General features: G+C 32.2%; 21 protein-coding genes. 19 read left to right on the top strand and 2 right to left on the bottom strand.

Annotated features, from left to right (window positions below; translation table 11 throughout):
* The first annotated feature begins 179 nt into the window (after positions 1-179).
* Positions 180-944 (top strand): N-acetylglucosaminyldiphosphoundecaprenol N-acetyl-beta-D-mannosaminyltransferase TarA, encoded by a 765-nt coding sequence (tarA, locus tag IDG63_RS11800; protein ID WP_000215388.1) that lies wholly within the window; start codon positions 180-182, stop codon positions 942-944.
* A 60-nt stretch (positions 945-1,004) separates the two neighbouring features.
* Here the strand turns inward: tarA and tagH are convergent, their stop codons facing one another.
* Positions 1,005-1,799, bottom strand: a complete 795-nt coding sequence (gene tagH / locus IDG63_RS11795; protein WP_001103232.1) for a teichoic acids export ABC transporter ATP-binding subunit TagH — start codon at positions 1,797-1,799, stop codon at positions 1,005-1,007.
* Positions 1,800-2,145: 346 nt separating this feature from the next.
* Between tagH and tagG the strand changes: the two genes are divergently transcribed.
* The 4 genes from tagG to tagD all read left to right on the top strand — a co-directional run bounded on the left by tagG (position 2,146) and on the right by tagD (position 5,679).
* Positions 2,146-2,958, top strand: a complete 813-nt coding sequence (gene tagG, locus IDG63_RS11790; RefSeq protein ID WP_001273058.1) for a teichoic acids export ABC transporter permease subunit TagG — start codon at positions 2,146-2,148, stop codon at positions 2,956-2,958.
* A gap of 98 nt (positions 2,959-3,056) precedes the next feature.
* On the top strand, positions 3,057-4,160 hold the full coding sequence (gene tarB, locus IDG63_RS11785) for a teichoic acid glycerol-phosphate primase TarB (RefSeq protein WP_001101596.1): 1,104 nt from the start codon (positions 3,057-3,059) through the stop codon (positions 4,158-4,160).
* Positions 4,157-5,218, top strand: a complete 1,062-nt coding sequence (locus IDG63_RS11780; protein WP_001241184.1) for a glycosyltransferase family 2 protein — start codon at positions 4,157-4,159, stop codon at positions 5,216-5,218. Before tarB ends, IDG63_RS11780 begins: the two co-directional genes overlap by 4 nt.
* Positions 5,219-5,280: 62 nt before the next feature.
* Entirely contained in the window at positions 5,281-5,679 is a 399-nt protein-coding gene (gene tagD, locus IDG63_RS11775) for a glycerol-3-phosphate cytidylyltransferase (protein ID WP_000832260.1), read from the top strand.
* A gap of 116 nt (positions 5,680-5,795) precedes the next feature.
* On the opposite strand, the gene pbp4 is transcribed toward tagD, so the two are convergent.
* Positions 5,796-7,091 carry a penicillin-binding protein PBP4 gene (pbp4, locus tag IDG63_RS11770; RefSeq protein WP_000793046.1) on the bottom strand — a complete coding sequence of 432 codons (1,296 nt, stop codon included), beginning with the start codon at positions 7,089-7,091 and terminating at the stop codon, positions 5,796-5,798.
* A 420-nt stretch (positions 7,092-7,511) separates the two neighbouring features.
* Between pbp4 and IDG63_RS11765 the strand changes: the two genes are divergently transcribed.
* The 14 genes from IDG63_RS11765 (at position 7,512) to IDG63_RS11700 (ending at position 21,585) form a co-directional block, all read left to right on the top strand.
* Positions 7,512-9,239, top strand: coding sequence for an ABC transporter ATP-binding protein (locus IDG63_RS11765; protein WP_000817954.1), 1,728 nt, complete (start codon positions 7,512-7,514; stop codon positions 9,237-9,239).
* 355 nt (positions 9,240-9,594) lie between these two features.
* The gene (locus IDG63_RS11760; protein WP_000479279.1) at positions 9,595-10,824 is read left to right on the top strand and encodes a NupC/NupG family nucleoside CNT transporter; all 1,230 of its coding nucleotides are present in this window, start codon (positions 9,595-9,597) and stop codon (positions 10,822-10,824) included.
* Between the two features lie 254 nt (positions 10,825-11,078).
* Positions 11,079-11,171 carry a hypothetical protein gene (locus IDG63_RS11755; RefSeq protein WP_001788321.1) on the top strand — a complete coding sequence of 31 codons (93 nt, stop codon included), beginning with the start codon at positions 11,079-11,081 and terminating at the stop codon, positions 11,169-11,171.
* 177 nt (positions 11,172-11,348) lie between these two features.
* Positions 11,349-12,182 carry a YitT family protein gene (locus IDG63_RS11750; protein ID WP_001044662.1) on the top strand — a complete coding sequence of 278 codons (834 nt, stop codon included), beginning with the start codon at positions 11,349-11,351 and terminating at the stop codon, positions 12,180-12,182.
* Between the two features lie 281 nt (positions 12,183-12,463).
* On the top strand, positions 12,464-13,261 hold the full coding sequence (locus tag IDG63_RS11745) for an ABC transporter ATP-binding protein (RefSeq protein WP_001080809.1): 798 nt from the start codon (positions 12,464-12,466) through the stop codon (positions 13,259-13,261).
* A gap of 35 nt (positions 13,262-13,296) precedes the next feature.
* Complete coding sequence (locus IDG63_RS11740; RefSeq protein ID WP_000184741.1) at positions 13,297-14,301, top strand: FecCD family ABC transporter permease; 1,005 nt, start codon at positions 13,297-13,299, stop codon at positions 14,299-14,301.
* The gene (locus IDG63_RS11735; protein WP_000625877.1) at positions 14,298-15,314 is read left to right on the top strand and encodes a FecCD family ABC transporter permease; all 1,017 of its coding nucleotides are present in this window, start codon (positions 14,298-14,300) and stop codon (positions 15,312-15,314) included. The genes IDG63_RS11740 and IDG63_RS11735 overlap by 4 nt, the downstream gene beginning before the upstream one ends.
* 233 nt (positions 15,315-15,547) lie before the next feature.
* Complete coding sequence (gene dhaK, locus IDG63_RS11730) at positions 15,548-16,516, top strand: dihydroxyacetone kinase subunit DhaK (RefSeq protein ID WP_000976269.1); 969 nt, start codon at positions 15,548-15,550, stop codon at positions 16,514-16,516.
* Positions 16,517-16,557: 41 nt separating this feature from the next.
* Positions 16,558-17,142 (top strand): dihydroxyacetone kinase subunit DhaL, encoded by a 585-nt coding sequence (gene dhaL / locus IDG63_RS11725; RefSeq protein ID WP_000867200.1) that lies wholly within the window; start codon positions 16,558-16,560, stop codon positions 17,140-17,142.
* Positions 17,135-17,497: a dihydroxyacetone kinase phosphoryl donor subunit DhaM gene (gene dhaM / locus IDG63_RS11720; RefSeq protein ID WP_001124169.1), complete on the top strand. Its 363-nt coding sequence runs from the start codon at positions 17,135-17,137 to the stop codon at positions 17,495-17,497. The genes dhaL and dhaM overlap by 8 nt, the downstream gene beginning before the upstream one ends.
* Positions 17,498-17,612: 115 nt before the next feature.
* A complete protein-coding gene (locus IDG63_RS11715; protein ID WP_001164085.1) occupies positions 17,613-18,110 on the top strand; it encodes a hypothetical protein in 498 nt (165 codons plus the stop codon).
* 456 nt (positions 18,111-18,566) lie between these two features.
* Positions 18,567-19,634, top strand: a complete 1,068-nt coding sequence (locus tag IDG63_RS11710; protein ID WP_000980137.1) for a YkvI family membrane protein — start codon at positions 18,567-18,569, stop codon at positions 19,632-19,634.
* Between the two features lie 150 nt (positions 19,635-19,784).
* Positions 19,785-20,828: an alpha/beta hydrolase gene (locus IDG63_RS11705; protein ID WP_001030770.1), complete on the top strand. Its 1,044-nt coding sequence runs from the start codon at positions 19,785-19,787 to the stop codon at positions 20,826-20,828.
* A 328-nt stretch (positions 20,829-21,156) separates the two neighbouring features.
* Complete coding sequence (locus IDG63_RS11700) at positions 21,157-21,585, top strand: hypothetical protein (protein WP_000198504.1); 429 nt, start codon at positions 21,157-21,159, stop codon at positions 21,583-21,585.
* Positions 21,586-21,777: the final 192 nt, after the last annotated feature.

The raw sequence follows: 21,777 nt of genomic DNA, 5'->3' as shown, positions 1-21,777 counted from the left end.
TATTGGCATCAATAGCGTTAGACTTTAGACTTACCTTAGTTAAACTAATTTTAATTTTTGAAAAGGTGAATATGTGTTAAAATAAAGCAAAATCATTTCGATATAAATAGGATGAATATAAATACTGTTAATATTGATTACACTAACATAATAATGAAATAAGATAGGAGATTCCTGTTATGACTGTTGAAGAAAGATCCAATACAGCCAAAGTTGACATTTTAGGGGTCGATTTTGATAATACAACAATGTTGCAAATGGTTGAAAATATTAAAACCTTTTTTGCAAATCAATCAACGAATAATCTTTTTATAGTAACAGCCAACCCTGAAATAGTGAATTACGCGACGACACATCAAGCGTATTTAGAGTTAATAAATCAAGCGAGCTATATTGTTGCTGATGGGACAGGAGTAGTCAAAGCTTCGCATCGTTTAAAGCAACCTCTAGCGCATCGTATACCTGGTATTGAGTTGATGGATGAATGTTTGAAAATTGCTCATGTAAATCATCAAAAAGTATTTTTGCTAGGGGCAACTAATGAAGTTGTAGAAGCGGCACAATATGCATTGCAACAAAGATATCCAAACATATCGTTTGCACATCATCACGGTTATATTGATTTAGAAGATGAGACAGTAGTAAAACGAATTAAACTGTTTAAACCTGATTACATATTTGTAGGTATGGGATTCCCTAAACAAGAAGAATGGATTATGACACATGAAAACCAATTTGAATCTACAGTGATGATGGGCGTAGGTGGTTCTCTTGAAGTATTTGCTGGGGCTAAAAAGAGAGCGCCTTATATCTTTAGAAAATTAAACATTGAATGGATATATAGAGCATTAATAGATTGGAAACGTATTGGTAGATTAAAGAGTATTCCAATATTTATGTATAAAATAGCCAAAGCAAAAAGAAAAATAAAAAAGGCGAAATAATCATGATGACAAAAATAAAACCGAGGAAATCCTTAAATGGAGATTCTCGGTTTTTTCGGTTTATTTAATAACGAAGCGGGACTCATCGAGTTTGTTTCTAAATTCTTTTTGTTCGGCTTTGGATTTCTTTTTAAAATCGTTAAGGAAAGCTTCATATTTAGGTAATACATCATCAAGTTCACCGTAATCTTTTAACTTTCCGCCTTCAATCCAAGCAATCTTAGTACAAAATTGTCTCACTTGTCCTAAGTTATGACTAACGAAAAAGATGGTTTTGTTTTGCTCTTTAAACTCGTAAATTTTATCTAAACATTTTTGTGCAAAAGTTTGGTCACCTACAGATAAAGCTTCGTCAATGACTAAGATATCTGGATTAACTGTGATATTAATTGAAAAACCAAGTTTTGCACGCATACCACTTGAATACTTTTTAACTGGTTGATAAATAAACTCACCAAGTTCACTAAATTCAATAATCTTAGGTGTCATCGCTTTAATTTCTTTTCGCTTAAAGCCCATACATAACATTTTAAATTCGATATTTTCAATCCCTGTAAGTTGTCCACTCAAGCCAGCACTAATTGCGATAACGCTGACTTCACCATTACGATCCACTTTGCCAACAGTAGGCGACAAAGAACCGCCAATGATATTGCTCAACGTTGATTTGCCGGAACCATTGATGCCAACAAGCCCTATGACGTCGCCTTCATATGCTTTTAAACTAATGTCATCTAAAGCGAAAAATGTTTTGTTTTTATGTTTGGGAATGAGCGCATCTTTCATACGTTCTTTATTTGTACGATAAATACGATATTCTTTTGTTACATTTTTAATGTTTACCGAAACGTTCATTTGTAGACCTTCCTTATTCACATTTATCTAGATTATAATATACTACTCAACAGTTGTTAAATTTTAAAACCTGTTGTAAAGTGTATAGAAGATTTTGTTATTATCAGAGTTGGTGTTTTGACACAAAATGTTAATCATCAATGATAACAATGATATTTAAAAACTAAACTTATTTCAACTTACATGATTGTATACTATAATGTATTTGTAATAAACTAATATTTTAAAGAACTAGACAATAATTTTGATAGCATCCATGTATAGTGATAGTATTTACAACAATTATTATAATACTATTTAGTTAAGTAGAGAAATAGTTAAACATTTGAAAGTGTGGTTTAATGGAATGTCAGCAATAGGAACAGTTTTTAAAGAACATGTAAAGAACTTTTATTTAATTCAAAGACTGGCTCAGTTTCAAGTTAAAATTATCAATCATAGTAACTATTTAGGTGTGGCTTGGGAATTAATTAACCCTGTTATGCAAATTATGGTTTACTGGATGGTTTTTGGATTAGGAATAAGAAGTAATGCACCAATTCATGGTGTACCTTTTGTTTATTGGTTATTGGTTGGTATCAGTATGTGGTTCTTCATCAACCAAGGTATTTTAGAAGGTACTAAAGCAATTACACAAAAGTTTAATCAAGTATCGAAAATGAACTTCCCGTTATCGATAATACCGACATATATTGTGACAAGTAGATTTTATGGACATTTAGGCTTACTTTTACTTGTGATAATTGCATGTATGTTTACTGGTATTTATCCATCAATACATATCATTCAATTATTGATATATGTACCGTTTTGTTTTTTCTTAACTGCCTCGGTGACGTTATTAACATCAACACTCGGTGTGTTAGTTAGAGATACACAAATGTTAATGCAAGCAATATTAAGAATATTATTTTACTTTTCACCAATTTTGTGGCTACCAAAGAACCATGGTATCAGTGGTTTAATTCATGAAATGATGAAATATAATCCAGTTTACTTTATTGCTGAATCATACCGTGCAGCAATTTTATATCACGAATGGTATTTCATGGATCATTGGAAATTAATGTTATACAATTTCGGTATTGTTGCCATTTTCTTTGCAATTGGTGCGTACCTACACATGAAATATAGAGATCAATTTGCAGACTTCTTGTAATATATTTATATGACGAAACCCCGCTAACCATTAATAAATGGAAGTGGGGTTCATTTTTGTTTATAATTTAAGTAAATAACATATTAAGTTGGTGTATTATGAACGTTTTAATAAAGAAATTTTATCATTTGGTAGTTCGAATACTTTCTAAAATGATTACGCCTCAAGTGATTGATAAACCGCATATCGTATTTATGATGACTTTTCCAGAAGATATTAAGCCTATCATCAAAGCATTAAATAATTCGTCGTATCAGAAAACTGTTTTAACAACACCAAAACAAGCGCCTTATTTATCTGATCTTAGCGACGATGTTGATGTGATAGAAATGACTAATCGAACATTGGTAAAACAAATTAAGGCTTTGAAAAGCGCGCAGATGATTATTATCGATAATTATTACCTATTACTAGGTGGATATAATAAGACTTCTAATCAACACATTGTTCAAACGTGGCATGCAAGTGGTGCATTAAAAAACTTTGGCTTAACAGATCATCAAGTCGATGTGTCTGACAAGGCAATGGTTCAGCAGTACCGTAAAGTTTATCAAGCGACGGATTTTTACTTAGTGGGTTGTGAACAAATGTCACAATGTTTTAAACAGTCTTTAGGTGCAACAGAAGAGCAAATGCTGTATTTTGGGCTTCCGAGAATTAATAAATATTACACAGCTGATAGAGCAACGGTTAAGGCAGAGTTAAAGGATAAATATGGAATTACAAATAAGTTGGTATTATATGTACCAACATATAGAGAAGATAAAGCAGATAATAGGGCTATTGATAAAGCTTATTTTGAAAAATGTTTACCAGGATATACACTGATTAATAAATTACATCCATCAATTGAAGATTCAGACATTGATGACGTATCTTCAATCGACACGTCTACATTAATGCTAATGTCAGATATAATTATTAGCGACTATAGTTCGCTGCCAATAGAAGCTAGCTTGTTAGATATTCCAACTATATTTTATGTGTATGATGAAGGAACATATGATAAAGTGAGAGGCCTGAATCAATTTTACAAAGCAATACCGGATAGCTACAAAGTGTATACTGAAGAAGATTTAATAATGACGATACAAGAAAAAGAACATCTATTAAATCCGTTATTTAAAGATTGGCATAAGTATAATACTGATAAAAGTTTACATCAGCTCACAGAATATATAGATAAGATGGTGACAAAATGAGGCTTACGATAATCATACCTACATGTAATAATGAGGCAACAATTCGACAATTGTTAATATCTATTGAGAGTAAAGAACACTATAGAATCCTTTGTATTGATGGTGGTTCTACTGATCAAACAATTCCTATGATTGAACGGTTACAAAGAGAACTCAAGCATATTTCATTAATACAATTACAAAATGCTTCGATAGCTACGTGTATTAATAAAGGTTTGATGGATATCAAAATGACAGATCCACATGATAGTGACGCATTTATGGTCATAAATCCAACATCAATCGTATTGCCAGGTAAATTAGATAGGTTAACTGCAGCTTTCAAAAATAATGATAATATTGATATGGTAATAGGGCAGCGAGCTTACAATTACCATGGTGAATGGAAATTGAAAAGTGCTGATGAGTTTATTAAAGATAATCGAATCGTTACATTAACGGAACAACCAGATTTGTTATCAATGATGTCTTTTGACGGAAAGTTATTCAGTGCTAAATTTGCTGAATTACAGTGTGACGAAACTTTAGCTAACACATACAATCACGCAATACTTGTCAAGGCGATGCAAAAAGCTACGGATATACATTTAGTTTCACAGATGATTGTCGGAGATAACGATATAGATACACATGCTACAAGTAACGATGAAGATTTTAATAGATATATCATAGAAATTATGAAAATAAGACAACGAGTCATGGAAATGTTACTATTACCTGAACAAAGGCTATTATATAGTGATATGGTTGATCGTATTTTATTCAATAATTCATTAAAATATTATATGAATGAACACCCAGCAGTAACGCACACGACAATTCAACTCGTAAAAGACTATATTATGTCTATGCAGCATTCTGATTATGTATCGCAAAACATGTTTGACATTATAAATACAGTTGAATTTATTGGTGAGAATTGGGATAGAGAAATATACGAATTGTGGCGACAAACATTAATTCAAGTGGGCATTAATAGGCCGACTTATAAAAGATTCTTGATACAACTTAAAGGGAGAAAGTTTGCACATCGAACAAAATCAATGTTAAAACGATAACGTGTACATTGATGACCATAAACTGCAATCCTATGATGTGACAATATGAGGAGGATAACTTAATGAAACGTGTAATAACATATGGCACATATGACTTACTTCACTATGGTCATATCGAATTGCTTCGTCGTGCAAGAGAGATGGGCGATTATTTAATAGTAGCATTATCAACAGATGAATTTAATCAAATTAAACATAAAAAATCTTATTATGATTATGAACAACGAAAAATGATGCTTGAATCAATACGCTATGTCGATTTAGTCATTCCAGAAAAGGGCTGGGGACAAAAAGAAGACGATGTCGAAAAATTTGATGTAGATGTTTTTGTTATGGGACATGACTGGGAAGGTGAATTCGACTTCTTAAAGGATAAATGTGAAGTCATTTATTTAAAACGTACAGAAGGCATTTCGACGACTAAAATCAAACAAGAATTATATGGTAAAGATGCTAAATAAATTATATAGAACTATCGATACTAAACGATAAATTAATGTAGGTTATTATAAAATAAATATAAAACGGACAAGTTTCGCAGCTTTATAATGTGCAACTTGTCCGTTTTTAGTATGTTTTATTTTCTTTTTCTAAATAAACGATTGATAATCATATGAACAATAAGTGCTAATCCAGCGACAAGGCATGCACCACCAATGATAGTGAATAATGGATGTTCTTCCCACATACTTTTAGCAACAGTATTTGCCTTTTGAATAATTGGCTGATGAACTTCTACAGTTGGAGGTCCATAATCTTTATTAATAAATTCTCTTGGATAGTCCGCGTGTACTTTACCATCTTCGACTACAAGTTTATAATCTTTTTTACTAAAATCACTTGGTAAAACATCGTAAAGATCATTTTCAACATAATATTTCTTACCATTTATCCTTTGCTCACCTTTAGACAATATTTTTACATATTTATACTGATCAAATGAACGTTCCATTAATGCATTCCCCATCATATTACGTTGCTTCTCGCCACCAAGGTTTTTATAGTCTCCTGCACCCATGATAACTTGATTAATTCTAAATTTACCTCGTTTGGTAGTAATCGTATGGTTGTAATTTGCTGTATCACTTGATCCAGTTTTTAAACCATCTGTACCCGGCAAACTCATTTTTGCACCTTCCAATGAAAAGTTGAATGTGTAATACGTAACTGCATGCGTTGTTGGTGCTAACTGCTTTGTAAAGTCTAATATTTTAGGTGTCTCTTTAATCACGTGTAAATCTAAAATGGCATAGTCTCTAGCAGTCGTTACAGTACGTTCTTGGTCTTTATACTTTGTTGGTGCAAATGAACGTAATCTTGAATTTTCAGCACCCGTTGGATTGACGAAATGTGTATTTTTCATTCCGATAGCTTTAGCTTTGTTATTCATTAAATCAACGAAATCGCTGGTGTTTTTTGATACCTTCTTAGCTAAAATTAATGCCGCGGCATTACTAGAATTAGATACTGTAATTTGTAATAGGTCTGCGATTGTCCATACTTGTCCAGGATATAGTTTCGTATTACTCAACTCAGGTAGTGTAGACATAATATATTCTTTGTTCGTCATTGTGACAGTGTCATCAAGTGAAAGCTGCCCCTTATTTACAGCTTCCAATGTTAAGTACATTGTCATTAATTTAGTCATAGACGCTGGATTCCACTTAGTATCGATATTGTATTGATACAGTAATTGTCCAGTTTGACTTACATTAACAGCACTCGTCGGTTCGTATGCAGCCGACAAACCTGCATAACCATATTGATTTGCTGCTTGTACAGGGGTTACGTCACTGTTAGCAGCTTGTGCATATGGTGTCATAATACTTAATGTTAAACATAAAATGATGATAATAGATATTAAATTTTTCATAAAGCGTTAATCTTCCCTTTTCCAATTCTTAAATATTCCCTAAAAGCAATGGTCATTCCTACTTACGGAAATCATTGCTAATTCACTTCACCTTAATTAAATTGTTGAAAATAAAGTTTTCTGCAGTTAATTTGAAAAATAATGCAAATATATTACGTGCGTAGCTAAAGGTGTTATAATGTTTGTACGAAGAGCAAACTTACTCAAAAGCGATTAATTTTCATGTTTTAATATAAAGACTTTGAGAAGTTATTACAAAAAATGCAATAGAAATATTCTATCATATAAATGTTATGAGCGGTATTTTGGGGCAACACTTTATTTGATTTTTAAAGTTTTGTTGGGAGAAAGTATATGATAGAAATGCATGTATCTATCTAAATGAATTAACTATAAATTTCAAACAGAAGAGGTAAAACTATGAAACGAGAAAATCCATTGTTTTTCTTATTTAAAAAACTATCATGGCCAGTGGGTCTTATCGTTGCAGCTATCACTATTTCATCACTAGGGAGCTTAAGTGGACTATTAGTGCCACTGTTTACTGGACGAATTGTAGATAAATTTTCCGTGAGCCATATCAATTGGAATCTAATCGCATTATTTGGTGGTATCTTTGTTATCAATGCTTTATTAAGCGGATTAGGTTTATATTTATTAAGTAAAATTGGTGAAAAGATTATTTATGCGATACGCTCAGTTTTATGGGAGCATATCATACAATTAAAAATGCCATTCTTTGACAAAAATGAAAGTGGTCAATTAATGAGTCGATTAACTGACGATACGAAAGTGATAAATGAATTTATTTCACAAAAGCTACCTAACTTATTACCATCAATCGTTACATTAGTTGGGTCACTAATCATGTTATTTATTTTAGATTGGAAAATGACATTATTAACATTTATAACGATACCGATATTCGTTTTAATTATGATTCCTCTAGGTCGTATTATGCAAAAGATATCGACAAGTACACAATCTGAAATTGCAAACTTCAGTGGTTTGTTAGGGCGTGTCCTAACTGAAATGCGTCTTGTTAAAATATCAAATACAGAGCGACTTGAATTAGATAATGCACATAAAAATTTGAATGAAATATATAAATTAGGTTTAAAACAGGCTAAAATTGCGGCAGTTGTACAACCAATTTCAGGTATTGTTATGTTGCTAACAATTGCAATTATTTTAGGTTTTGGTGCATTAGAAATTGCGACTGGTGCAATCACTGCAGGTACATTAATTGCAATGATATTTTATGTTATTCAATTATCTATGCCTTTAATCAATCTTTCAACGTTAGTTACAGATTATAAAAAGGCAGTCGGTGCAAGTAGTAGAATATACGAAATCATGCAAGAACCTATTGAACCGACAGAAGCTCTTGAAGATTCTGAAAATGTATTAATTGATGACGGTGTATTGTCATTTGAACATGTAGACTTTAAATATGATGTGAAGAAAATATTAGATGATGTGTCGTTCCAAATCCCACAAGGTCAAGTGAGTGCTTTTGTAGGTCCTTCTGGGTCTGGTAAAAGTACGATATTTAATCTGATAGAACGTATGTATGAAATTGAGTCAGGTGATATTAAATATGGCCTTGAAAGTGTCTATGATATCCCGTTATCTAAGTGGCGACGCAAAATTGGATATGTTATGCAATCAAATTCGATGATGAGTGGTACAATTAGAGACAATATTTTATACGGAATTAATCGTCATGTTTCAGATGAAGAACTTATTAATTATGCTAAATTAGCGAACTGTCATGATTTTATCATGCAATTTGATGAAGGATATGACACGCTTGTAGGTGAACGAGGATTGAAACTGTCTGGCGGACAACGTCAACGTATTGATATTGCTAGAAGTTTTGTTAAAAATCCTGATATTTTGTTACTTGATGAAGCAACAGCTAATCTCGATAGTGAAAGTGAATTGAAAATTCAAGAAGCTTTAGAAACATTGATGGAAGGTAGAACAACGATTGTCATTGCGCATCGTTTGTCTACGATTAAAAAAGCCGGTCAAATTATATTCTTAGACAAAGGACAGGTAACAGGTAAAGGTACGCATTCAGAACTGATGGCATCACATGCGAAGTATAAAAACTTTGTAGTGTCTCAAAAATTAACAGATTAATTTTATATATAAGTAAGCTTGGAGCAAATACACATATACCATCGAGGAAATTAAAGTGTGGCACATTGATGGATATAGATGTTAATAAATTGCTTCAAGCTTTTGTCTATTTAAATCATTTGAGAAGTTACGACATAATAATTCTTAAATTAATGAAATCGATATTTTAAGAAAAAAATGCTCATGGTATAATACAAGTTATAAGCAAACATACATATATTAAATACTGTAGCCACGAGTCATAATTCTTCATATTTTACATAGCAATTTAACTGATTTTAGAGTCCACGGTACAGAAGTTTGATATTTCAATGTTTCTAAATTTTTAAAAAATTAAATCATAGGTGGGTGCCAAATGTTTTTATTAATCAACATTATTGGTCTAATTGTATTTCTTGGTATTGCGGTATTATTTTCAAGAGATCGCAAAAATATCCAATGGCAATCAATTGGGATCTTAGTTGTTTTAAACCTGTTTTTAGCATGGTTCTTTATTTATTTTGATTGGGGTCAAAAAGCAGTAAGAGGAGCAGCCAATGGTATCGCTTGGGTAGTTCAGTCAGCGCATGCTGGTACAGGTTTTGCATTTGCAAGTTTGACCAATGTTAAAATGATGGATATGGCTGTTGCAGCCTTATTCCCAATATTATTAATAGTGCCATTATTTGATATCTTAATGTACTTTAATATTTTACCGAAAATTATTGGAGGTATTGGTTGGTTACTAGCTAAAGTAACAAGACAACCTAAATTCGAGTCATTCTTTGGGATAGAAATGATGTTCTTAGGAAATACTGAAGCATTAGCCGTATCAAGTGAGCAACTAAAACGTATGAATGAAATGCGTGTATTAACAATCGCAATGATGTCAATGAGCTCTGTATCGGGAGCTATTGTAGGTGCGTATGTACAAATGGTACCAGGAGAACTGGTACTAACGGCAATTCCACTAAATATCGTTAACGCGATTATTGTGTCATGCTTGTTGAATCCAGTAAGTGTTGAAGAGAAAGAAGATATTATTTACAGTCTTAAAAACAATGAAGTTGAACGTCAACCATTCTTCTCATTCCTTGGAGATTCTGTATTAGCAGCAGGTAAATTAGTATTAATCATCATCGCATTTGTTATTAGTTTTGTAGCGTTAGCTGATCTATTTGATCGTTTTATCAATTTGATTACAGGATTGATAGCAGGATGGATAGGCATTAAAGGTAGTTTCGGTTTAAACCAAATTTTAGGTGTGTTTATGTATCCATTTGCGCTATTACTCGGTTTACCTTATGATGAAGCGTGGTTGGTAGCACAACAAATGGCTAAGAAAATTGTTACGAATGAATTTGTTGTTATGGGTGAAATTTCTAAAGATATTGCATCTTATACACCACACCATCGTGCGGTTATTACAACATTCTTAATTTCATTTGCAAACTTCTCAACGATTGGTATGATTATCGGTACATTGAAAGGCATTGTTGATAAAAAGACATCAGACTTTGTATCTAAATATGTACCTATGATGCTATTATCAGGTATCCTAGTTTCATTATTAACAGCAGCTTTCGTTGGTTTATTTGCATGGTAATATGTCGAAGAGTGACTATGATAATACATTTTAACTAATAAATATGTCCAGGCATGTCGTCTATTGATATAGGTGAGATGCTTGGACTTTTTTATTATTGATATAAAGGTATTTAAATATTTTTAAAGTTACCGAAATTGAAGCATTATAAAAACCAAGTGCACATGGTAATACACTTGGCTTTTATGGGAAATGAATATTATTGTACATATGACAGTAAGGACTAGGTACAGTCATAGTACTTCGAGCAAAATTTGTTTTGTTATTATAAACAACACAAAGGAGATAACTTCTCTATTGAAGAAGTTAAAAACATTATAGCAGACAATGAAATGAAAGTAAATTAAAAATTCAGAATATTTTTAATTATTATATTGTGAGTGATATTTATTAGGGAAAGCTATTCTTCATATAAATTAGTTAAATAGTAAATCTTTGTTAGAACTCTTTCCATAGAGTTGTGACAGCATTTTTGTTGTGCTACTATTTTTATAGTCTAATAAATATATAAAGGGGATGGTTTCGTGAATAAAACGGTTAAAGATTTAATACTAGTTGTCTTAGGTTCATTTATCTTTGCTGCAGGTGTAAATGCATTTATTATTTCTGGTAACTTAGGTGAAGGCGGGGTTACAGGTTTAGCAATTATTTTATATTATGCGTTTCATATTTCACCAGCCATCACTAACTTCTTGGTCAACGCAGTATTGATTGCCATAGGTTATAAATTTTTGAGTAAGAGAAGTATGTACTTAACTATTCTTGTAACAATTCTTATTTCAATATTTTTGAGTTTAACAGAATCATGGCAAGTAGAAACTGGAAACAGCATTGTGAATGCCATTTTTGGTGGTGTAAGCGTTGGACTAGGAATCGGAGTAATTATCCTTGCAGGCGGTACAACAGCAGGTACAACAATTTTGGCGAGAATTGCAACGAAATACCTCGATGTAAGCACGCCATATGCTTTGCTTTTCTTCGATATGATCGTTGTTGCAATTTCACTTACAGTTATTCCACTTGATAAAGTATTAGTAACAGTAATATCACTTTATATAGGAACAAAAGTGATGGAATATGTCATAGAAGGTTTAAACACTAAAAAAGCTATGACGATTATTTCAACTAATCCCGACAAACTTGCCAAAGCAATAGACGAGCAAATTGGAAGAGGTTTAACCATTTTAAACGGACATGGCTATTATACGCGTGAAGAAAAAGATGTCTTATACGTTGTTATTTCTAAAACACAAGTTTCAAAAGCAAAGCGATTAATTAAACAAATCGATAAAGATGCATTCCTCGTAATTCATGATGTAAGAGATGTCTATGGTAATGGCTTTCTTGCAGATGAATAAATAAATGGTATGAGCACACATACTTAAATAGAAGTCCACGGACAAGTTTTTGAACTATGAAGACTTATCTGTGGGCGTTTTTTATTTTATAAAAGTAATATACAAGACATGACAAATCGAGCTATCCAATTTAAAAAGTAATGTTAGTCAATAAGATTGAAAAATGTTATAATGATGTTCATGATAATCATTATCAATTGGGATGCCTTTGAAAATTGATAATTTAAAAATAGAAATTATTTTTTATAAACAGAAAGAATTTTATTGAAAGTAGGGAAATTATGAATCGTTTGCATGGACAACAAGTTAAAATTGGTTACGGGGATAACACGATTATAAATAAATTAGATGTTGAAATACCAGATGGCAAAGTGACGTCAATCATTGGTCCTAACGGCTGCGGGAAATCTACTTTGCTAAAGGCATTGTCACGTTTATTGGCAGTTAAAGAAGGCGAAGTATTTTTAGATGGTGAAAATATTCATACACAATCTACGAAAGAGATTGCAAAAAAAATAGCCATTTTACCTCAATCACCTGAAGTAGCAGATGGCTTAACTGTTGGGGAATTAGTTTCATATGGTCGTTTTCCACATCAAAAAGGATTTGGTAGATTAACTGCTGAGGATAAGAAAGAAATTGATTGGGCAATGGAAGTTACAGGAACTGATACATTCCGACACCGTTCAATCAATGATTTAAGTGGTGGTCAAAGACAACGTGTTTGGATTGCAATGGCATTAGCACAAAGAACTGATATTATCTTTTTAGACGAACCAACAACATATTTAGATATCTGTCATCAATTAGAAATACTAGAATTAGTTCAGAAGCTAAATCAGGAACAAGGTTGTACAATTGTCATGGTTCTTCATGATATCAACCAAGCGATTCGTTTCTCAGATCATCTTATTGCGATGAAAGAAGGGGATATCATCGCTACAGGTTCAACAGAAGACGTATTAACACAGGAAATATTAGAAAAAGTTTTTAATATTGATGTTGTTTTAAGTAAAGATCCTAAAACTGGAAAACCTTTACTGGTAACTTATGACTTATGTCGCAGAGCTTATTCTTAATTAAGTAAGTTAATATGATAAAAAGGACAATTAACATGACAAATAGAGAGAACCCAACGCCATTGAAGTTTTTATCCTATATTATAGGTTTAAGTATGATACTACTAATCACACTATTTATTTCTACATTAATAGGTGACGCCAAAATTCAAGCCTCTACAATTATAGAGGCTATTTTTAATTATAATCCTAGCAATCAACAGCAAAACATCATCAATGAGATTAGGATTCCCAGAAATATAGCAGCAGTAATTGTAGGTATGGCGCTTGCAGTTTCTGGTGCGATTATACAAGGTGTTACTCGTAATGGTCTTGCTGATCCGGCGCTCATAGGTTTAAATTCAGGTGCTTCATTTGCTTTAGCATTAACATATGCAGTTTTACCAAACACTTCATTTTTAATATTGATGTTTGCTGGATTTTTAGGTGCTATTCTAGGAGGTGCTATTGTATTAATGATAGGCCGATCTAGACGTGATGGATTTAATCCGATGCGTATTATTTTAGCGGGTGCAGCAGTAAGTGCTATGTTAACAGCGCTAAGTCAAGGTATTGCATTAGCTTTTAGACTAAATCAAACAGTAACATTTTGGACTGCTGGAGGCGTTTCAGGCACAACATGGTCACACCTTAAGTGGGCAATTCCATTAATTGGTATTGCGTTATTCATTATATTAACAATTAGTAAACAACTTACCATTTTAAATCTTGGTGAATCATTAGCTAAAGGTTTAGGTCAAAATGTAACAATGATCAGAGGCATATGTTTAATTATTGCTATGATTCTAGCAGGTATTGCAGTTGCTATCGCTGGACAAGTTGCATTTGTAGGTTTGATGGTACCTCATATAGCAAGATTTTTAATTGGAACTGATTATGCTAAAATTCTACCATTAACAGCCTTGTTAGGTGGGATACTCGTGCTTGTTGCCGATGTGATAGCACGATATTTAGGAGAAGCGCCTGTTGGTGCAATCATTTCATTTATCGGTGTTCCTTACTTTTTATATTTAGTTAAAAAAGGAGGACGCTCAATATGATTAGTTCAAATAATAAACGCAGACAATTGATAGCACTGGCTGTTTTTAGCATTCTACTATTTCTAGGTTGTACTTGGAGTATTACCTCAGGTGAATACAACATACCTGTTGAAAGATTTTTCAAAACTTTAATTGGACAAGGTGATGCCATTGATGAGTTAATCTTATTAGATTTCAGGTTACCTCGGATGATGATTACTATTTTGGCTGGCGCAGCGCTTAGTATTAGTGGTGCAATAGTGCAAAGTGTCACAAAAAATCCAATAGCTGAACCAGGTATATTAGGTATTAACGCAGGTGGCGGATTTGCAATCGCATTATTTATTGCAATTGGTAAAATTAATGCTGACAACTTTGTTTATGTACTGCCGTTAATAAGTATACTAGGTGGTATCACCACTGCATTGATTATTTTTATTTTCAGTTTTAATAAAAATGAAGGTGTTACACCTGCGAGTATGGTATTAATAGGTGTAGGTTTACAAACAGCATTATATGGTGGCTCAATTACAATTATGTCAAAATTTGATGATAAGCAATCTGATTTCATCGCTGCTTGGTTTGCAGGTAATATTTGGGGTGACGAATGGCCATTTGTCATTGCATTTTTACCGTGGGTGTTGATTATTATTCCTTACTTACTATTTAAATCGAATACACTAAATATTATTCATACGGGTGATAATATTGCACGAGGTCTAGGTGTAAGGTTAAGCAGAGAACGTTTAATATTATTCTTTATCGCAGTGATGTTATCATCTGCTGCTGTAGCAGTAGCAGGTTCAATTTCGTTTATCGGATTAATGGGTCCGCATATTGCCAAACGTATCGTTGGACTACGTCACCAGTTGTTTTTACCAATTGCCATTTTAGTAGGGGCATGTTTACTTGTTATAGCTGATACAATTGGCAAAATTGTATTACAACCAGGTGGGGTTCCAGCAGGTATTGTCGTAGCAATTATTGGTGCACCGTATTTCTTATATTTAATGTACAAAACGAAAAATGTATAGTGTCAAAGGACACAACTTATTGCTATGAAAGGCACTTTATTATAAGGCTTTTCATAGCATTTTTTATTTAATGAGCCACTCAATACTATTTATTTTTTCAATAATGAACCATTAAGTTATCAAGACTGTCTTATCATAAATATATTTGATAACGGTATCAGGTTAACCCTTTATGATAGCGCATTCATTTATTCTGTTTTATACTATGACTGATAATACCAAGGAGGTACAACATGATGAAAAAGTTAATCAATAAAAAAGAAACATTTTTAACTGATATGCTTGAAGGATTGTTAATTGCGCACCCAGAGTTAGATCTGATTGCTAATACAGTTATTGTAAAAAAAGCTAAGAAAGAACATGGTGTAGCAATAGTCTCTGGAGGTGGAAGCGGACATGAACCTGCGCATGCCGGTTTTGTTGCAGAAGGTATGCTAGATGCAGCGGTTTGTGGCGAAGTATTTACATCACCTACACCTGATAAAATATTAGAAGCTATTAAAGCAGTAGATACTGGTGATGGTGTATTACTAGTTGTAAAAAACTATGCAGGTGACGTGATGAATTTCGAAATGGCACAAGAGCTTGCAGAAATGGAAGGTATAAATGTTCAAACTGTTATTGTTCGTGACGACATTGCTGTGACAAACGAAGTACAACGTCGTGGTGTTGCAGGAACAGTGTTTGTTCATAAGCTTGCCGGTTATCTTGCTGAAAAAGGTTATTCATTAACAGAGATAAAATCGCGTGTAGAAGCGTTGTTACCTGAAATTAAAAGTATTGGTATGGCAATTGAGCCACCGCTTGTTCCAACTACTGGAAAATATGGCTTTGATATTGAAGACGACAAAATGGAAATCGGTATTGGTATACATGGTGAAAAAGGTATTCATAGGGAAGAAGTAAAGGATATTGATCATATTGTTGGAACATTGTTAGACGAATTGTATAAAGAAGTTACTGCCAATGATGTCATATTAATGGTAAATGGTATGGGTGGTACGCCGTTATCTGAATTAAATATCGTAACTAAATATATTCAACAAAATTTAGCTGCAAGAACGGTTAATGTTGCTAAATGGTTTGTTGGTGATTATATGACATCTTTAGACATGCAAGGTTTTTCTATAACTATCGTGCCTAATAAACCAGAATATTTGGAAGCATTTTTAGCACCAACAACAAGTCAATACTTTAAATAAGAAGTGAATATGAATAAATATACATTTATGAGGTGGCACAAATGAAAGTGAATGATATGAAAGCACGTTTATTAAATTTAGAAGAAACGTTTAAAAAACATGAATCTGAATTAACTGAATTAGATCGAGCAATTGGTGATGGTGACCACGGGGTTAACATGGTTCGTGGGTTTAGTAGTCTTAAAGACAAACTTGATGATAGCTCAATGCAATCATTGTTCAAATCAACTGGTATGGCATTGATGTCAAATGTTGGGGGTGCATCTGGACCACTGTATGGCTTTAGCTTTGTTAAAATGTCTGCAGTCACCAAAGATGATATGGATAATCAAGATTTCATTACACTAATTCAGGCATTTGCCGAAGCGGTTGAATCACGTGGTAAAGTTACTTTAAATGAAAAGACAATGTATGATGTAATAGCGCGAGCAGCAGAGAAGCTTAAAAATGGTGAAACTTTAACATTCAATGATTTACAGCAATTAGCAGATAATACAAAAGATATGGTAGCAACGAAAGGTAGAGCTGCATATTTTGGAGAAGAATCAAAAGGTTATATTGATCCAGGTGCTCAAAGTATGGTTTATATTTTAAACGCTTTGATTGGAGATGAAGATAATGCCTAAAATTATACTTGTTAGCCACAGTAAAGAAATTGCAAGTGGTACAAAATCTTTGTTAAAGCAAATGGCAGGTGACGTTGATATTATACCAATCGGGGGATTACCAGATGGTTCAATTGGAACTTCATTTGATATCATCCAAGAAGTTTTGACTAAATTAGAGGATGATGCATTGTGTTTTTACGATATTGGATCTTCAGAAATGAATGTAGATATGGCAATTGAAATGTATGATGGTAATCATCGTGTGTTAAAAGTTGATGCACCAATTGTTGAAGGCAGTTTTATCGCAGCAGTAAAGCTATCAATCGGCGGTTCAATTGATGATGCATTAGCAGAAATGAAACAATCATTTTAGTTAAAATTTACTAATAATGAAAAATGTAAACCTTTTTCAAATGAAACTTTATAAAAAATATGATAGTATATATGTAAATGTTTAATAAAATCTGGAGAAATAGGAGGACATTGCCATGCAACACCTTATAAAAAAACATGTATTGAATGGCGAGTTTGATTTAGTACGACAATTGATGTCCGAAACAGATTTTATGGAATTTGAAGAAGCATATATTTCAAGTGCGCATGAAGTAGAAAGTATGATGTTTTATACATGTATTTTAGATATGATTAAGTACGAAGAATCATCTGAAATGCATGACTTAGCATTTTTATTGCTTGTGTATCCACTAAGTGAATATGAAGGTGCTTTGGATTCTGCTTATTATCATGCAGACGCTTCCATAAAACTTACTGACGGCAAAGAAGTTAAAAGTTTGTTACAAATGTTATTATTGCATGCGATACCAACACCTGTTATTTCAGATAAGAAGGCTTTTGATATCGCCAAGCAAATTTTAAAATTAGATCCTAATAATAATGTTGCTCGTAACGTCTTAAAAGACACTGCCAAACGTATGGACAACGTTGTTGTTGATATAAATGAATTACACCAACGTAATGCACGTTAATTACATTTCAATTATATTAGCTTAATAATAGTTTTAACATTTGGTTGGGTTGGGACATATGTTCCAGCCTTTTTTAATACTTAAAAACTAACGAAGTATACTTGTGTGCACAAATGGTTTTTATACAACATTTTATAAATTTATACATTTTAATAAAGAACATACGATATATGGTTTAAACCTTGTTAACTGAGAGATTTTGATATGTATTCTTCGAAATTTAACTAAATTTACGAAATTCAAGAAGCACAATAATTAATCAATTTTCCTATACAAAAGTTCGTATGACTGCATTATAAAAGCATAAATTTATAATTTTTTTAAATGTCATTGAACGTGATAATGTGAATGGATTGAGCAATTTTGAAAAAGTGAAAAATAACCTATGCGACTTGCAATTAATTTTCAGTACGTTATAATGCACACTGTGCAAAATTAAGGAGGTCTATTATTCACATGATGATGAATAAAGAAGCAACAAAAATTGGATTTGCCTACGTCGGCATTGTAGTGGGCGCAGGATTTTCAACTGGACAAGAAGTTATGCAATTTTTCACTAAATATGGCTTGTGGGCTTATTTAGGTGTTATTATATCTGGTTTTATTTTAGCTTTTATTGGGCGCCAAGTAGCAAAAATTGGTACTGCCTTTGAAGCGACAAATCATGAATCAACATTACAATACGTATTCGGTGAAAAGTTTAGTAAAGTCTTTGATTATATTTTAATCTTCTTCTTATTTGGTATAGCTGTAACCATGATAGCTGGTGCAGGCGCAACATTTGAAGAAAGTTATAACATACCTACATGGCTAGGTGCTTTAATTATGACATTAGCGATTTATATTACGTTGCTATTAGACTTTAATAAAATAGTACGTGCACTAGGTATCGTTACACCATTTTTAATTGTTTTAGTTGTATTAATCGCTGGCGTTTATTTATTTAAAGGTCATGTTTCATTAGCAGAAGTTAACCAAGTAGTGCCTGAAGCAAGTATTTGGAAGGGAATCTGGTTTGGTACAATATATGGTGGATTAGCTTTTTCTGTAGGTTTTAGTACCATCGTAGCAATCGGTGGGGATACTGAAAAGCGTACAGTGTCAGGTGCAGGCGCGATGTATGGTGGTATTATCTATACTGTATTACTAGCATTGATCAACTTTGCATTGCAAAGTGAATATCCAACTATTAAAAATGCCTCAATTCCTACATTGACGTTAGCAAATAATATCCATCCTTTAATAGCAACAGTGTTATCTGTTATTATGCTGGCGGTTATGTATAATACTATTCTAGGACTAATGTATTCATTTGCAGCACGTTTTACAGAACCATACAGTAAAAATTATCATATCTTTATTATTATAATGATGGTAGCAGGTTATTTATTAAGTTTCGTAGGATTTGCTGAATTAATTAATAAGTTATATACAATTATGGGATATGTAGGCTTATTTATTGTAGTAGCTGTAATTATTAAATATTTCAAACGTAAAAATGCGGATAAAAAACATATTGCTTAATATCATATGAGGGATATCCGAAACTTTACAATTGAATCACTTTGTTTTAACCTTAAAAGCAATTCGTCTCTACTCTTATCGGGCGAATTGCTTTTTATATTTATTCAGTCTATTAATATGAGCGTCTAACAAATAGAGAGGTACGATGTAATGAATAAAGATAATAAATGGACGATGATAACTGCGCTTTTTATAACTGTAATCAGTGTATTGTTAGCATTTCATCTGAAACAACATTATGACCAAATTACAAATGAGAACCATGCTAATAAAGACAAAATTAATATTAAAAATAAAAATGTGCGCATTTATCAAAACCTTACATACAATAGAGTTTTCCCTAACAGTAAATTAGATATTATTACACCTGTTGATATGTCTTCTAATGCCAAACTGCCAGTTATTTTTTGGATGCACGGTGGTGGTTATATTGCGGGTGATAAGCAGTATAAAAACCCATTATTAGCGAAAATTGCTGAACAAGGGTACATTGTTGTGAATGTAAATTATGCATTGGCGCCACAATATAAATATCCCACACCATTAATTCAAATGAATCAAGCAACTCAATTCATTAAAGAAAATAAAATGAATTTACCTATTGATTTTAATCAAGTAATTATTGGCGGTGATTCTGCAGGTGCTCAATTAGCTAGCCAATTTACGGCAATACAGACGAATGATTGCTTAAGAGAAGCCATGAAATTTGATCAGTCATTCAAACCATCGCAAATTAAAGGTGCTATACTATTTGGTGGTTTTTATAATATGCAAACAGTTAGAGAAACTGAGTTTCCAAGAATACAGTTATTTATGAAAAGTTATACTGGCGAAGAAGATTGGGAAAAGAGCTTTAAAAATATTTCACAAATGTCTACAGTAAAACAATCGACAAAAAATTATCCACCAACATTTTTATCTGTTGGAGATAGCGATCCATTCGAAAGTCAAAATATAGAATTCAGTAAGAAATTACAAGAATTGAATGTACCAGTAGATACTTTGTTTTATGATGGTACGCATCATTTACATCATCAGTATCAATTTCACCTTAATAAACCTGAATCGATAGATAATATCAAAAAAGTGTTACTTTTCTTAAGTCGTAATACATCTTCTAGTGGTATTCAAACTGAAGAGAAACCACAAATAGAAAATCCGAGTAATGAATTACCGTTAAATCCTTTAAACTAATGATAAACAGTAGTAATTTATTACTTAAGCAACATTTAAGATCTTCAAATTGAAAACGAAGAATTTAAAACATGTGGGGCTAATGTGTAAGAGTCTGAGATATAATAAATTGTTAGCGGTTCTTTATCATTTCTATCTCACCCTATTATGATGTGACATTTATTTTACAAACTAATTTGTTTTGAACCTGAAAATAACTTTTTACAACTAAATTGTCGGAAAACAGTGTGTACATGATATAATAAATTTATAAATTGAAAAGAATTCAAAAGAAAAAATAAAATATAGATTGAGCACGAAGTGATTTGAAATAAGGTTGTGAAAGGGAATGACAAGGTCAGCATTAAAACCATTTAAAAATAAACGCGTTATGGTTACTGGACGTATACAACGTGTTTTGTTTAAAAATTATTTAGATAGACATAGCACATTTAAGCCGAATGTAAGGATATTATTAAAAGATGTATTTGTTTCAGGTGTATCAATAGATCATTTATGGTTATATGAGACAAATAAATACTATGCATTGGCAATGGAACTTATTCATCAACGAGTAAAATTTAGTGCGAATGTTGTACCATATTACAAAATAAATAGAAATAATAATTTATTCGTACAAGATTATGGAATTAAGCGTAAAGGTAGGTTAATTACTGAAGAAGCTTACAATCAAAACAATCAGTATCAGGATAAGATATATGAAAAATTACCGGATATAGATTTTAGACTCGAAGATTTTTATAGTAAGGAAAACTAAACAACATATATAAAGCACCACTAATCGTAGTTGATAGTTGATCAATTACACATTAGTGGTGCTTTATTTTGAATTTAAATTTGATAAATGAATAAGAGTATACGCATTCATTTAAGATTAGATGACATTGATAAGTATGAGTAATGTATTAGGTAACCATTAAATTCGTTGTTATGCGATTCTGATACAAGA

Origin of the sequence: Staphylococcus sp. EG-SA-14 (assembly GCF_017151935.1) — a bacterium.
Taxonomy (GTDB): Bacteria; Bacillota; Bacilli; order Staphylococcales; family Staphylococcaceae; genus Staphylococcus; species Staphylococcus aureus.
This window is presented reverse-complemented; position numbering and strand designations above follow the sequence as displayed.